Origin of the sequence: Bradyrhizobium acaciae (assembly GCF_020889785.1) — a bacterium.
Lineage (GTDB): Bacteria > Pseudomonadota > Alphaproteobacteria > Rhizobiales > Xanthobacteraceae > Bradyrhizobium > Bradyrhizobium acaciae.
Genome location: NZ_JACMYK010000062.1, coordinates 26981 through 41192, shown reverse-complemented (window position 1 = coordinate 41192; position 14212 = coordinate 26981). Strand labels below are relative to the sequence as shown.

Here is a 14212-nt window from a genome sequence, read left to right as displayed (position 1 = left end):
CCCGGTTGCGACAGCGCCGGCTTCACCGCCGCCCGCACCAAAGGGCCCCGAGATCGCCCTGCCGCCACCCGCGCCTCCGCCGCCGGTGGTGATCCAGCCCACGCCGGCTCCGAGCAATTCGCCCGTGCTCGCCGACGATCCGACGATCAAGGGCCTGAGCGACAAACTGGACAAGAACCCCGACGACGCGGCCGCGCTGTATCGCCGCGGCCAGGTCTATGCCAGCAAGGGTGCCTACGACCTCGCGGTGAAGGACTTCACCAATTCGCTGCGGCTGAACCCGAAGGATGTCGAGGCCTATAACAACCGCTGCTGGGTCCGCACCGTGATGGGCGACCTGCAGGCGGCGCTGAAGGACTGCAACGAGGCACTGCGGCTGCGCCCGAATTTCGTCGACGCACTCGACAGCCGCGGCCTGATGAACCTGAAGGGTGGCCAGAACAAGAACGCCATCGCCGATTTCGATGCCGCGCTGAAGATCAACCCGCGGCTGACCTCGTCGCTGTACGGCCGCGGGCTCGCCAAGAAGCGCAACGGCGCGGTCGCGGAAGGCGACCTCGACATCGCCAACGCCAAGGCGATGGACCCGAACATCGTCAAGGAATTCGCCGACTACGGCGTGCAGTGACAAATCAATCGAGGCCGCCCTGGCCTCGAACCGCCGCTGGAATTGCGCGACTAATCAGAGGGTGCGCGCCGGGCCGCAATGCCCGCGATCTGAAGAGTTGCATGGAACCGCGCCAGCCTGCGCAGGAGGGACCGAAATGTTCAAGCCGTCGGCAAGGGCCGCGATCCTTTCAATCATGACCGCCTGCGCCGCCCTGTCGTTCGGCATGGCCGCGCGCGCCGGTGACGGCGTCACCGAGGAACAAATCATCAAGGCGCTTACGCCGGAGAAGAAGCCGCTGACCCGCGGCCTTTCGGTCGGCCCGCAGACCTCGCCCGGGCTGAACGCCGACCAGGCCAAATTCATGCAGAGCGTCCGCGGCCGCACCACCCGCTCGCTGTCCTCGACTGAGCGCGAGGAAATCGCGACCATCGTCCAGGACAAGCCGAAGATCGATCTCGAGATCAACTTCGACTACAACTCCGCCGACATCAGCGCGAAGTCGCTGCCCTCGGTGCAGGCGCTCGGCCGTGCTCTCACCAATCAGGACCTGAAGGGCTCGACCTTCGTGGTCGCCGGCCACACCGACGCCGCCGGCGGCGAGGACTACAATCAGGGCCTCTCGGAGCGCCGCGCCGACGCCATCAAGCGCTATCTGGTCGACAAATATGGCATCAACGGCACCGATCTCGTCACCGTCGGCTATGGCAAGAGCAAGCTGAAGGACCCCGGCCACCCGATGGCGGACGTCAACCGGCGCGTGCAGGTCGTGAACGTGGAAAACAAGGACACGGCCTCCAAGTGATCCAGTCCAAGTAATCCAGCTGTGATGGGCGGTGGCGTGGCCGCTTTTTGAGGTTACAATGCGTCCCGCACCCCCGGCGGGGCGCATTTGCTTAGGGGCTGAGGCCCAAAGCTGCCCACAGGTGACCCGCCTCACATGACGTCATGGCATGATCCGGAACAATGGACACCGGCCTTCCGCATGCTCAAAGAATACGATGGCGAGCGTGATGAGACTTCGACGAGCGCACATGACGCGCCAAGTTCTGGATTGATCAGGCGATGAATTTCTCCCAGTACCTCAAGCCTGCGCTCGGCACGGTGGTCTTCCTCGCTTTGGCTGTCGCCTATTACGCGTTCGAGCACCGCTCCCATCCCGAGGAGAAGGAGACGCCGGGCCAGGCGCTGGTCGTGGTGACAAAGTCGACCAATGCCTGCTTCTCCGACATGGTCCGCGTCACCGGCTTCATCGTGCCGCGCCGCGAGGCGCAGGTGAATGTCGACCAGGACGGCTCCAAGGTCACCGACGTGCTGGTGCGCGAGGGCGATATCGTGACCGAGAACCAGGAACTGGCGCGGCTGACCCCGCCGCCGCAACAGGCCGCCCAGGCCAATGCCAAGCCGATCGTGCTGCGCGCGCCGGCAGCCGGCCTCGTCACCGAAGTGCGCACCGCGCCCGGCGCGCCGGCCTCGCCGCAAGGTCCCCCGATGTTCAAGATTTCCATCGGCAACGAGATCGAGCTCGACGCCGAGGTGCCGGGCTTCCAGCTCCTGAAGCTCAATCCCGGCGCCAATGTGCGGATCAGCCGCGACGATGCACCCGACATGGTCGGCAAGGTCCGCCAGATCTCGCCGCAGATCGACCGCGCCACCCAGCTCGGGCATGTCCGCATCACCATCAACAACAATCCGACACTGAAGGTCGGCATGTTCGCGCGCGCCAATATCGACGCCAAGCGCTCCTGCGGCGTCGCGGTGCCGCGCACCGCGATCGACCGCCTGACTTTGCAGGTCGTGAAGGGCAACACCGTCGAAACCCGCAGGGTGCGCGTCGGGCTGACCTCCGACACCTCGACCGAAATCCTTGAAGGCCTCGACGTCGGCGAAATCGTCGTGGCCGATGCTGGCACCTCGCTGCATGACGGCGACCAGATCAAGACCATGTTCGCCGACGAACTCGATCGCTCGCGATCACGGTAATTCGGGCACGCTAATGGCTTTGAACATCTCAGCATGGTCGATCCGGAACCCGCTTCCCTCGATCGTCTTCTCCATCATCCTGCTCGTGCTGGGCTGGGTCTCGTTCACCAAGCTCGCGGTGACGCGGCTGCCGAGCGCCGATATTCCGGTGATCTCGGTCGCGGTCTCGCAGTTCGGTGCCGCGCCGTCGGAGCTCGAGTCGCAGGTCACCAAGACGATCGAAGACGGCGTCTCCGGCGTCGAGGGCGTGCGCCATATCTCCTCCTCGATCACCGACGGCCTGTCGGTGACCACGATCCAGTTCGCGCTGGAGACCAACACCGACCGCGCGCTCAACGACGTCAAGGACGCGGTGACGCGGGTGCGCGCCAACCTGCCGCAGAACGTCACCGAACCGCTGATCCAGCGCGTCGACGTGATCGGCCTGCCGATCGTGACCTATGCTGCGATCTCGCCCGGCAAGACCCCGGAGCAGCTGTCTTACTTCGTCGACGACGTGGTGAAGCGCGCGCTGCAGGGCGTGCGCGGCGTCGCCCAGGTCGAGCGCATCGGCGGTGTCGAGCGCGAGATCCTGGTCTCGCTCGATCCCGACAAGCTGCAGGCGGTGGGGCTCACCGCGGTCAATGTCAGCCAGATCCTGCGCGGCACCAATGTCGACGTCGCCGGCGGCCGCGCCGAGATCGGCAAGAATGACCAGGCGATCCGCACCCTCGCCGGCGCCAAGACGCTGAACGAGCTCGCCGGCACCATGATTCCGCTGTTCGGCGGCGGCGAGATCCGGCTCGACGATCTCGGCACCGTCACCGACACCATCGCCGACCGCCGCACCTTCGCCCGCTTCAACGGCGAGCCTGTGGTGGCGCTCGGCATCAAGCGTTCCAAGGGCGCCAGCGACGTCGTCGTCGCGGCCGCGGTGCAGAAACGCATCGACGCGCTGAAAATTGCCTATCCCGACGTCGACCTCAAGCTGATCGACACTTCGGTCGAATTCACCAAGGGCAACTACGAAGCTGCGATCTCGACCTTGTTCGAGGGCGCGATCCTCGCCGTCATCATCGTGCTGCTGTTCCTGCGCGACATCAGAGCCACGATCATCGCCGCGGCCTCGCTGCCGCTGTCGATCTTCCCGGCATTCTGGGCGATGGACCTGCTGGGCTTCTCGCTCAACCTGGTCTCCTTCCTCGCCATCACGCTGTCGACCGGCATTCTGGTCGACGACGCCATCGTCGAGATCGAGAACATCGTCCGCCACATGCGGATGGGCAAGACGCCGTATCGTGCCGCGCTCGAAGCCGCCGACGAGATCGGCCTCGCGGTGATCGCGATCTCGCTCACCATCATCGCGATCTTCGCTCCCGCGAGCTTCATGTCCGGGATCGCCGGGCAGTTCTTCAAGCAGTTCGGCATCACCGTCTCGGTGCAGGTGTTCTTCTCGCTGCTCGCCGCGCGCTTCGTGACGCCGATGCTCGCCGCCTATTTCCTCAAGCATCACGACCACGACGACCCGCCGCCCGGCCGCATCCTGCGCACCTATCACAGCCTGGTCACCTGGTCGGTGAGGCACCATTACATCACCGTGCTGGTCGGCTTTGCGGTGTTCGCGGCGTCGATCTGGAGCATCACACTGCTGCCGCAGGGCTTCCTGCCGGCGCAGGACACCGCGCGCTCGCTGCTGGCGATGGAGCTGCCGCCCGGCTCGCAGCTCGCCTACACCGAGAAGGTCACCGAGGAGATCGTGGCGCGCTTGCGCAAGCGGCCCGAGGTGAGGAGTGTGTTCGTCGACGGCGGCCGCGTGCCGCCGGGCATCCAGGAGGTGCGCCGCGCCGCGCTGATCATCAACTACACGCCGAAGGCCGACCGCAGGATCACCCAGCGCGAGCTCGAGCTGTCGATCGGCAAGGAGCTCGATAACGTCCCCGATATCAGGTTCTGGTTCCTCGACGAGAACGGCCTGCGCGCCATCTCGCTGGTTGTGACCGGCACCGACAGCAACATCGTCAACAACGTCGCCAGCGAGCTGGCGACGCAGATGAAGCGGATCCCGATCATCGCCAACGTGATCTCGGAGACCGCGCTCGATCGGCCGGAGCTGCGCATCCGTCCGCGTGCCGAGCTTGCGGCGCGGCTCGGCGTCTCGACCGAAAGCCTGTCGCAGACCATCCGCGTCGCCACCATCGGCGATGTCGGCCCGGCGCTGGCCAAGTTCGACGCCGGCGAGCGCCAGGTGCCGATCCGCGTCCAGCTCGAGGACAATGCGCGCAGCGACCTGCAGATGCTGGAGCAGCTGCGCGTGCCGCTCGGCCAGCGCGGCGAACGCGGCGGCGTGCCGCTGTCCGTGGTTGCCGACATCCAGCTCGACCAGGGCCCGACCAGCATCAACCGCTATGACCGCGAGCGGCAGGCCACAGTCGCCGCCGATCTCGTCGGCAATGCCGCGCTCGGCGATGCCACCAAGCTGATCTACGATTTGCCGGTCATGAAGAGCCTGCCGAAGGGCGTGAAGGTCAGCCCATCCGGCGACGCCGAGAGCCTCGCCGAACTGTCGGACGGCTTCGCCACCGCGATCACCGCCGGCCTGATGATGGTCTACGCCGTGCTGGTGCTGCTGTTCGGCACCTTCCTGCAACCGATCACCATCCTGTTCTCGCTGCCGCTCTCGATCGGCGGTGCGATCGGCGCACTGCTCTTGACCGGAAAGCAGCTCACCACGCCGGTGTGGATCGGCATCCTGATGCTGATGGGCATTGTCACCAAGAACGCCATCATGCTGGTGGAGTTCGCGGTGGAGGCGATCCGCGACGGCAAGGCGCGCGAGGAAGCGATGATCGACGCCGGCATGAAGCGCGCCCGCCCGATCGTGATGACCACGATCGCGATGGCCGCCGGCATGATGCCGTCGGCCCTTGCATTCGGCGCCGGCGGCGAATTCCGCTCGCCGATGGCGCTCGCGGTGATCGGCGGCCTGATCTTCTCGACCGTGCTGTCGCTGGTGTTCGTGCCGGCGATGTGCATGGTGATGGACGACATCGGCGGCCTGATCTGGCGCTTCGGCAAGCGGCTCGTGGTCTCGCATGCCGACCACGAGCTGACCCCGAGCGAGCCCGAGGCCGACAAGGCCAAGAAGCCCGGCCCGCCGAACATGATCTCGCCCGCCGCTGAATGAGGCCGCCGCCGCAGCGGCGCATTTGCCAAAATATCGAAAACAACCCCATGCAAAGTAGCCAGCGGGCGCCGGCGTACGACACGGCAACTTGACACGCCGGGCAACTCAGGGGTACTTTTCCATTATTCCGAAATCGTGCGGACGCCCTGGGGCTTGCGGGCGAGGTCGCCTCGTATCAGGGGAAAACCCTGGCGCGTTGCGTTCACTGTGGCCATCCTTCGAGACGCCGCCGTTGAGTCCGCGGCCCCCCAACACGTCGGCCCTGCGAAAGGGGACCCATACGTCGCCGCGGACCTTGTTGCAGGGACTCGCCGTTCCAGCACCGCCCAACAATTGACAGTTGTGGTTATGGGTCCCTGCTTTCGCAGGGACGACCACGAGGATGATTCTCGATTCAAGGCGTCACACCTGCGGTCAGCCTGGTGATGACAGCGATAGACGAGGGTATACAACCTGTTTCGCGGCTGACGTGCCCCCTCAATACAGCCGCGTGCGATAGGCTTCTTCCATCGCCTTCTCAGCGGTCTCGACCTCGATCGCCGCGGTCTGCTCGGCGATGATGCGGCCCAGCGTCGGGAAGCTGTGGCGCTCGACCTGTGCGGCGGGACTCCACAGCTTCGAGCGCATCAGCGCCTTGCCGCAGTGGAAGTAGGTTTCATCGACATGCACCTTGAGGCCGATGATCGGCGTCACATTCTGCACCGTCAGCGGGGTCAGGAGATCCGGCTCCTGCGAAATCTCCGCCCGCCCGTTGATGCGCAGCGTCTCGTTGATGCCGGGCACCATGAAGATCAAGCCGATTCCGGGCGACGCGATGATATTGCCGAACGTGTCGACCCGGTTGTTGCCGCGACGGTCCGGGATCAGCAGCGTCTTATCGTCGAGCACGGCGACGAAGCCCGGCGCATCGCCGCGCGGGCTGGCGTCGGCGTGGCCCTTGCCGTCGCTGGAGGCGATGACCAGGAACGGCGACAGCGCGATGAAGTCGCGGCAGAACCTGTCGAGATGGTGGAGCACCTTCTTCTCGGCAAGCGGGCTCACTTGCCCGAAATGCCCACGAAGATCCTCCTGCGACTTGACCGGCGGCTTGCCGCCTGCGCCCTCGTGACCCATAGCGAACCTCCCTTTGTTTGTTAGTCTATACCGCGTCGATGCCCGATTCGATCCCTGCTATGTGGCGTGCGTCGGCCGCAAAGCCCGGCTGATCGAAGAAGTCGCGACCCGGAATCGCATCGAGCAGGTCCCGCGTGTAGGCCTGTCGCGGCGCGGTGAAGACCTCGGCCGTGGTGCCTTCCTCGACGATTTGCCCCCTCTGCAGCACGATGACGCGGTCGGCGATCTCGGCGGCAATCCGCAGATCATGGGTGATGAAGATCATCGCCAGCCGCATCTCCTGACGCAGCTCGGCGAGCAGCGCCAGCACCTGGGCCTGCACCGAGACGTCGAGCGCCGACACCGCCTCGTCGGCGATCAGCACCCGCGGCTTCAGCGCGAGCGCCCGCGCGATGCAGATGCGCTGGCGCTGGCCGCCGGAGAATTCGTGCGGGTAACGACCCGCGGCGGTCTCCGACAATCCGACCCGCACCAGCAGCTGCCTTGCCTGCGCCATCGCCTCGGCGCGCGACGTGCCATAGGCCATCGGACCGCGCGCGATGGCATCGCCGACCTTCTGGCGCGGATCGAGGCTGGCAAACGGATCCTGGAACACGATCTGGAGCTGCCGCCGCGCCTGGCGCAACGCCTCGCCACGCAGCTGCCGGAGATCAGCGCCGCCGAAGCGAATGGCGCCGGCATCCGGCTCGGTCAGCCGCATGATCATGCGCCCGAGCGTCGATTTTCCGGAGCCGGATTCGCCGACGACGGCGAGCGTCTCACCCTCGTGCAGCGTCAGCGAGATCCCATCGGCGGCGAGCACCTCGCGCGGCGGCTGCAACCAGCCGCGCTTGACCCGAAAGGTCTTTTCCAGGCCGACAACCTCCAGCAGCGGCTCCGGCCGTACGATGGTGGCATGGATATCCGCAAGCCGCGCCTTCGGCACCGCGTCGATCAATTCGCGCGTGTAGGCGGCTTGCGGATTGCGCAGCACCTCACTGGCCGTGCCCTGCTCGACCACCTTGCCGTGGCGCAGCACCACGACGCGATCGGCGACGTCGGCGACGACGCCGAAATCATGGGTGATCAGCAACACGCCCATGCCGCGCTCGCGCCGGAGATCGTCGATCAGGCGCAGGATCTGACGCTGGGTCGTGACATCGAGCGCGGTGGTCGGCTCATCCGCGATCAAAAGCGCGGGTCGGTTGGCCATTGCCATTGCGATCATCACGCGCTGGCGCTGGCCGCCGGACAGCTCGAACGGGTAGCTCTTTTCCAGCAGCTCGGGGTTCGGCAGCCCGACCTGCGTCAGCAGCGTCTGCACCCGTTCGTGAATCTCCACCATCGAGGGCGCGGGCCGCTGGTGCGCCAGGATCATCTCCTCGACCTGCTTGCCGACCCGCTTCAGCGGATTGAGCGAGGACAACGGCTCCTGAAAGATCATCGCCGCATTGCCGCCGCGCAGGTTTCGCAGGCCGCGGCCGCCGAGCTTCGACGGATCCTGCCCCGCGACCGTCACGGTGCCGGACACGATATCGACGCCCCGCGGCAACAGCTGCAGCACCGCATGGGCGATCATCGACTTGCCGGAGCCGGATTCGCCGACCAGGCAGACCACCTCGTTCGGCTTGATCTCGAAGGAGACGTTCTCGACCGCGAAGGGCCGGTCGCCGCCCTTGGGCAGTGCGATCGAGAGATCATCGACCGCGAGGACCGGGGCGCTGGACTGCATCGCGTCGCTCATGACCGGCGCCTCGCGACGCGCGGGTTGAGGACATCGGACAGTCCCTCGCCGAACAGATTGATCGCCAGCACGGTGAGAAGGATGGCAAGGCCGGGAAACACGCTCATCCACCACGCATTCCGGATCACCGTGCGCCCCGCGCCGATCATGAAGCCCCACGACATCAAATTGGGATCGCCGAGCCCCATGAAGGACAGCGCGCTCTCCAGCAGGATTGCGGTCGCGACCGTCAGCGAGGTCACGACCAGGATCGGCGAGATCGCATTCGGCAGGATGTGGCCGAGCACGATGCGCCAGGTGCGCTCGCCCTGGCACAGCGCGGCCTCGACGAATTCGCGATGCCGCAGCCGCAGGAATTCCGCGCGGGTCAGCCGCGCCAGCGGCGGCCAACTCACCGCCCCGATGGTCAGGATGATCGTGAGCAGCGACGGATTGAAGGTTGCAACCAGCAGGATCGCCAGCACGAAGGCCGGAATGGTCTGGAACAACTCGGTCATCCGCATCAGCACCAGGTCGACCTTGCCGCCGAAATAGCCCGAGATCGCACCGATCACGACGCCGATCGCCATCGCCGCCAGCGCCGACGCGATCCCGATCAGCAGCGAAACGCGCGCGCCATAGGCGACACCGGCCGCGACATCGCGACCGAGCGTATCGCCTCCAAGCCAAAGCCCATCCTCGCCGGGCGGCGTGAACGGCGCACCGACCATCTCCCATGGCGAGACCGGAAACACGATCGGCGCAATGATCGCCACGACCACGACGACGAGCAGCAGGACGAGGCCGATCATGCCGCTGGGATGACGTAGGAAGGCGCGCACCGTCTCCATCACGCAGCCCCCGTGGTCATGCGCGGATCGATCAGCCGGTAGACCAGATCGGTCAAGAGGTTGAGCGCGATCACCACGATCGAGAGGATCAGGAAGATGCCGAGCAGGACCGGATAGTCGCGTTGCAGCAGCGCTTCGAAGGTCAGGCGGCCGAGGCCGGGCCAGGCGAACACCGTCTCGATCACCACGGCGCCGCCGACCAGCGCGCCGGCCTGCATGCCGGCGACGGTGACGACCGGAACCAGCGCATTGCGCAGCATGTGGCCGACGACGATGCGCGATCCGGACAAGCCCTTGGCGCGCGCCGTCTTGATGAAATCCTGCTGCGCGACCTCGATGATCGAGGATCGCATCAGCCGCGCATAGATCGCCAGATAGATCGCCGCCAGCGACGTCACCGGCATGATCATATGCTTCATGATGTCGAGCGCATGCTCGATCGGCGAGAGCTGGACGTTGATCGTCTCGTAGCCGAACGGCGGCAGCCAGCCGAGCGTCACCGAGAACACCAGCACCAGCATCAGGCCGAGCCAGAACACCGGTGTCGCATAGAGCACGAGCGAGAGCACGGTGAACACCGTGTCGAGCACGCTGCCTGCCGCGAGCCCCGCCAGGGCACCGAGCGCGGTGCCGATCACGAGCGCGAGACAGAACGCCGTGACCGTCAGCAACAGCGTCGCCGGAAGCCGTTCGAGGATCAGATCGACCACCGGACGGCGCTGCCGATAGGAGTAGCCGAGGTCGAGCCTGACGACACGGCCGAGATGGCTTACGAGCTGCACGAGATACGGCTTGTCGAGCCCGTACTCCCTGCGCAGATCGTCGAGCAGCTTCGGATCGGACGCGCCGGATTGCCCGGCCATCACCTGGGCCGGGTCGCCGGGGGCGGCCCGCACCAGCACGAAATTGAACGTCGCGATGACGAGGATCACGGCGACGAGCTGCGCGATGCGGCCGATCGCCTGGAGCCCGATCGCCGCTGCGCTGCCGAGCCGGGTCACGATTTGTAGACCGACCCGAAGGTTTCGTGCGAGCCGATGCCCGTCGTCACGACATTCTTGAACGCCTTGTCGTAGATGATGGGATATTCGATCTCCAGCGTCCAGGCCACCGGCACATCCTCGACCAGGATCTGCTGCACCTTGCTGTAGAGCTCCTGACGCTTGGCTTCATCGAGCGTGATCGCGGCCTCGTCGAACAATTTGTCGACCTCAGGATTCGAGTAGCCCTGCGTGTTCGAGAACAGGATGCCCTTCTTGATGTTCGACGAAATATAGGTGCGAGCAACGCCGAGCGCGGGATCGCCGAGCTGGTAGAGCAGGTTCTGGGTCATCTCATAGTCCCAGTTGCCGACCTTCTCGGCCCAGCCGGCCATGTCGGTGCCGACCAGCACGAGGTCGATGCCGACGCGTGCAAAGCTCTGGCGGAAGAACTCGCCGGCGCGCTGATAGGACTCGCCATAGGGCGGCACGATGTACTTGATCTCGGCCCGCTTGCCGTTGGCGCCGGGCTTCAGTCCCATGTCGTCGAGCAGCGCCTTGGCCTTGTCGACCGAGAACTCGTAGCGCTTCACGTTCGGATCGTAGAACTTTGTCTTCGACGAGACCGGGCCGGTCGCAACCTTGGCGTTGCCGAAATAGACCCGCTTGCTGAACGCCTCGCGGTCGATCAGGTGCATCACCGCCTGCCGGAACCGCTTGTCGTTCATCGGCGCGATGCGGTTGTTCATCTCGAGCCACTGATGCGGCGCGAAATACTCGTACCCCTTTGTGGTGAATTCGAGGTTCTTCTGCGCCTTGAAGCGCTGCACGTCGTAGAATTCGACGTCGGACCATTGCACGAGCTGCACCGTGCCGTTCTCGAGCGCGAGCGCACGCGACGCCGCATCGGGAATCACGCGATAGACGATCTCGTCGAGATAAGGCTGATCCTTGAGATAGTAGCCGTCGTGACGGACGAGGTGGACGTGCGAGCCGCGCACCCACTCCTTCAGCTTGAACGGGCCGGTGCCGATCGCCTTGTCGTTCTCCGGATTCTTGCGATAGTCGGTGCCGTCGTAGACGTGCTTGGGCACGATCGGCGCGGACGTGCAGTCGAAGCAGCCGATGAACGGCGCGAACGGCTGTTTCAGCTTGAACACGACGGTGAGCGGATCGGGCGCTTCGGCCGATGCCACGCGGGCGAAATTCTGCCGCGCGCGCGGATGGGTTTCCACCAAGAGCTTCATGCAGCTGAAGACCACGTCCTCCGAGGTCATCGGCTTGCCGTCGTGGAAGGTGATGCCGGGAAACAGCTTGAATGTGTAGGTCAGGCCGTCCGGCGAAATCTCCCAGGACTGCGCCATGCCCGGCATCGGCTTGAGGTCGGCGCCGTATTTCAGCAGGCCTTCATAGATCTTGCCGCCGAGCGTCAGGGTCGGCTGCTGCTGGTTCAGCGCAGTCACCAGAACCGGCGGCTCCGGCTGGATGATGGTGTTGAGCGTTCCACCGCGGGTCTGGCCCGCCGCCCGCGTGATGCCGAACGGGATGGCTGCACCGCAGGCCAGCATTGCCTTGGTGAATTCGCGTCTGTTCATCGGACCTCTCCGTCGCCGCGCGTCAGGCATTCGATTTCGGCGAATGTCGCGGGGTGAGGCATTGTTGCCAAATGCCATACCCCGCGCTACCTGATTGGGGACAACAACCATCGCGATCGGGCCAACTGGCCCGGAAGATGCATGAGCACCCTGCGAAAACGACGATCGATCAGGAGCTCACGACACTTGAAAGTCGCAGCGCGACGAAATGACACCACCGGCTTGCGCGTTTGCCGCAAGCAATCGGGTCCGGTAGCGGCAGCGCATTACGCAGGACAGTTGCAACAGGTCGAACGGCCGCTCGCGGCAATGGCGGCCTCCTATCCGAACGAAAGCACGAGCGCGCGACACACGCATCGACGCGATCAATTCATCCTGCAGACCGCGGGTGTAACCTCGATGATGACCGAGCGCGGTCATTTCGTCGTGCCGCCCGGCCATGGCCTGTGGATTCCGGCCGGCGTTGCGCACCAGTCGCGCGCATGGGGCGAGGTCGAGATCCAGACCGTCTATGTCACGCCGGATCGCGTGCGGGATGCTCCGGCAACCTGCCGCCTGATCAGGGTCTCCGCGCTGGTCGAAGCGCTGATGGAAGAAGCGGTCCACATGCCGACCCGTTACGACCCGGAAGGGCGCGACGGCCGGCTGGTCGATTTCCTGCTGGATGAGATCGGCAGGATGCCCGAAGTGTCGTTGCATGTGCAGGTGCCGCCCGATCCGCGGCTCGCCGCGATCTGCGAAGCGGTGCTGGTCGATCCGAGCTCCGATCTCACGCTCGATGAATGGGCCGATCGCTGCCAGCTCAGCCGACGGACGTTGACGCGTTTGTTCCGGCGGGAGACCGGACAGAGTTTTGCGGCCTGGCGTCAGCGGGTGCGGCTGCTCGAAGCACTGGCCCGGCTCGGCGCCGGCGAGGCCGTCACCTGCGTTGCGCTCGATGTCGGTTATGACAGCCCGAGCGCCTTCGCGGCGATGTTCAAGCGCGAACTCGGCGCCGCGCCGCGCCAATATCTGCGCTGGGCCGATCCCGAAGTGGTGTTGAGGTAGGCACGCTCGCGCCGCGCAGCTTCCGGAACGGAAAACCCCTGCGGTCAACGGGAAGACCGCAGGGGTTTGCAGGTGGATGGCGTGAGGCCAGCAAGGCTGGGTGTCACCCCAAGGACCGGCGCGCCGATGAAAGCGATACCGGCCTCGTCATGCAAGCAAGTCTTTTAGGCAGGGGTGCGTCGACATTCGCAGGCAAAGCGCGCGAGAGAATCAAATCCTCGCGCGCGCGTTGCATGTGATCCGATTGGATTCTTGTTCGACGCGTTTCTTTGCGCGAACCGACGTCCACTTCGCTCGATAATGCCCTAATCGTTCCGTGCGACCGCGGTCAGCTTGGTCATGTTGTGCAGCATGATCCGCCCGCGTTGCAGGTCGACGATGCCGTCCTTGCGCCAGGTCTGCAGTTGCCGGTTGACGCTTTCGCGCGCGGCACCGACGAAGATGCCGAGCTGTTCCTGCGAGATGTGCACCTCGGAACCGAAATCCTCGGCCAGCGCGCACAGCCGGCGCGCGAGACGAACCGGTAACGGCTGCAGCACGGATTCTTCCATCCGTTCGCTCTGCCAGCGGATGCGCTGGCACAGCAACGCGATCAGCCTGACCGCGACCTTCGGCTCGCGCTCGAGGAAGCCCAGGAAATCCTCCCGCCGCAAGACGAACAATTCGGTGGGCTCGCCCGCGGTCGCATCCGCAGTGCGATCCTGACCGTCGAGGACGGCGACTTCGCCGAACAGATCGCCGGATCCCATGAAGTTCAGTGTGAGCCGGCTGCCGTCGGAGGCACCGGTCTCGATGCGCATCTGGCCGCGGCGGACCCCGAACAGGGCATCGCCGGGATCGCCTTTCTGGAACAGCACCTCGCCGGCCGCGAGCTGCTGGGTGTGACAGAGGCCCGAAAGCCGCTGCAACTCGTCCGCACCGAGATCGGCGAACATCGGATTCATCTTCAGAATGACCGCAAATTCGGCCTGTTTGCTCATTGTACTGCCTTCCAAATCCATTCCGAGCGATCCCCTGACGCCCGGTTAGCAAAAATCACCCTCATAAGAGTGTGTGGGAGGTCACATAAGTTCATGCTGGTAACGGAATATTTTTCCGGTCGTTGGAGCGAGGTCCCGTTTGCGGGATAATCTCGTGCGATCGGCCGTGCCTTTCCGCGGCGGAACCCTGT

Annotated in this window: 11 protein-coding genes; 5 read left to right on the top strand and 6 right to left on the bottom strand. The window is 65.2% G+C overall.

Going from position 1 to position 14212, the window contains the following annotated elements; translation table 11 throughout:
• From H8A92_RS22645 to H8A92_RS22630, 4 genes are all read left to right on the top strand, one after another.
• Nucleotides 1-628, top strand: a 628-nt coding sequence (locus tag H8A92_RS22645; protein WP_229197815.1) for a tetratricopeptide repeat protein, incomplete at its 5' end; no start/stop codon positions are given.
• Between the two features lie 136 nt (nucleotides 629-764).
• A complete protein-coding gene (locus H8A92_RS22640; protein WP_229197814.1) occupies nucleotides 765-1412 on the top strand; it encodes an OmpA family protein in 648 nt (215 codons plus the stop codon).
• 260 nt (nucleotides 1413-1672) lie between these two features.
• Nucleotides 1673-2590, top strand: coding sequence for an efflux RND transporter periplasmic adaptor subunit (locus H8A92_RS22635; RefSeq protein ID WP_229197813.1), 918 nt, complete (start codon nucleotides 1673-1675; stop codon nucleotides 2588-2590).
• 13 nt (nucleotides 2591-2603) lie between these two features.
• Nucleotides 2604-5753 (top strand): efflux RND transporter permease subunit, encoded by a 3150-nt coding sequence (locus tag H8A92_RS22630; protein WP_229197812.1) that lies wholly within the window; start codon nucleotides 2604-2606, stop codon nucleotides 5751-5753.
• A 477-nt stretch (nucleotides 5754-6230) separates the two neighbouring features.
• On the opposite strand, the gene H8A92_RS22625 is transcribed toward H8A92_RS22630, so the two are convergent.
• From H8A92_RS22625 to H8A92_RS22605, 5 genes are read right to left on the bottom strand one after another with little or no spacing between them, the layout of a single operon-like run.
• Nucleotides 6231-6866, bottom strand: coding sequence for a pyridoxamine 5'-phosphate oxidase family protein (locus H8A92_RS22625; protein WP_229197811.1), 636 nt, complete (start codon nucleotides 6864-6866; stop codon nucleotides 6231-6233).
• A 25-nt stretch (nucleotides 6867-6891) separates the two neighbouring features.
• Nucleotides 6892-8589, bottom strand: a complete 1698-nt coding sequence (locus tag H8A92_RS22620) for a dipeptide ABC transporter ATP-binding protein (protein ID WP_229197809.1) — start codon at nucleotides 8587-8589, stop codon at nucleotides 6892-6894.
• Entirely contained in the window at nucleotides 8586-9419 is an 834-nt protein-coding gene (locus tag H8A92_RS22615; protein ID WP_229197808.1) for an ABC transporter permease, read from the bottom strand. The genes H8A92_RS22620 and H8A92_RS22615 overlap by 4 nt, the downstream gene beginning before the upstream one ends.
• Nucleotides 9419-10420, bottom strand: a complete 1002-nt coding sequence (locus H8A92_RS22610; protein WP_229197807.1) for an ABC transporter permease — start codon at nucleotides 10418-10420, stop codon at nucleotides 9419-9421. The genes H8A92_RS22615 and H8A92_RS22610 overlap by 1 nt, the downstream gene beginning before the upstream one ends.
• Nucleotides 10417-11994: an ABC transporter substrate-binding protein gene (locus H8A92_RS22605; RefSeq protein ID WP_229197806.1), complete on the bottom strand. Its 1578-nt coding sequence runs from the start codon at nucleotides 11992-11994 to the stop codon at nucleotides 10417-10419. The genes H8A92_RS22610 and H8A92_RS22605 overlap by 4 nt, the downstream gene beginning before the upstream one ends.
• A 279-nt stretch (nucleotides 11995-12273) precedes the next feature.
• On the opposite strand from H8A92_RS22605, the gene H8A92_RS22600 reads away from it, so the two are divergent.
• On the top strand, nucleotides 12274-13041 hold the full coding sequence (locus tag H8A92_RS22600) for an AraC family transcriptional regulator (RefSeq protein WP_229197805.1): 768 nt from the start codon (nucleotides 12274-12276) through the stop codon (nucleotides 13039-13041).
• Nucleotides 13042-13346: 305 nt separating this feature from the next.
• Here H8A92_RS22600 and H8A92_RS22595 read toward each other — a convergent pair whose 3' ends face one another.
• Nucleotides 13347-14021, bottom strand: a complete 675-nt coding sequence (locus H8A92_RS22595) for a Crp/Fnr family transcriptional regulator (protein WP_229197804.1) — start codon at nucleotides 14019-14021, stop codon at nucleotides 13347-13349.
• Between the last annotated feature and the right edge of the window lie 191 nt (nucleotides 14022-14212).

Bases quoted from the DNA above. Each gene is read 5' to 3' on its own strand.
- H8A92_RS22640 (WP_229197814.1), top strand. From the start codon at position 765: ATGTTCAAGCCGTCGGCAAGGGCCGCGATCCTTTCAATCATGACCGCC.
- H8A92_RS22635 (WP_229197813.1), top strand. From the start codon at position 1,673: ATGAATTTCTCCCAGTACCTCAAGCCTGCGCTCGGCACGGTGGTCTTC.
- H8A92_RS22630 (WP_229197812.1), top strand. From the start codon at position 2,604: ATGGCTTTGAACATCTCAGCATGGTCGATCCGGAACCCGCTTCCCTCG.
- H8A92_RS22625 (WP_229197811.1), bottom strand. From the start codon at position 6,866: ATGGGTCACGAGGGCGCAGGCGGCAAGCCGCCGGTCAAGTCGCAGGAG.
- H8A92_RS22620 (WP_229197809.1), bottom strand. From the start codon at position 8,589: ATGAGCGACGCGATGCAGTCCAGCGCCCCGGTCCTCGCGGTCGATGAT.
- H8A92_RS22615 (WP_229197808.1), bottom strand. From the start codon at position 9,419: ATGGAGACGGTGCGCGCCTTCCTACGTCATCCCAGCGGCATGATCGGC.
- H8A92_RS22605 (WP_229197806.1), bottom strand. From the start codon at position 11,994: ATGAACAGACGCGAATTCACCAAGGCAATGCTGGCCTGCGGTGCAGCC.
- H8A92_RS22595 (WP_229197804.1), bottom strand. From the start codon at position 14,021: ATGAGCAAACAGGCCGAATTTGCGGTCATTCTGAAGATGAATCCGATG.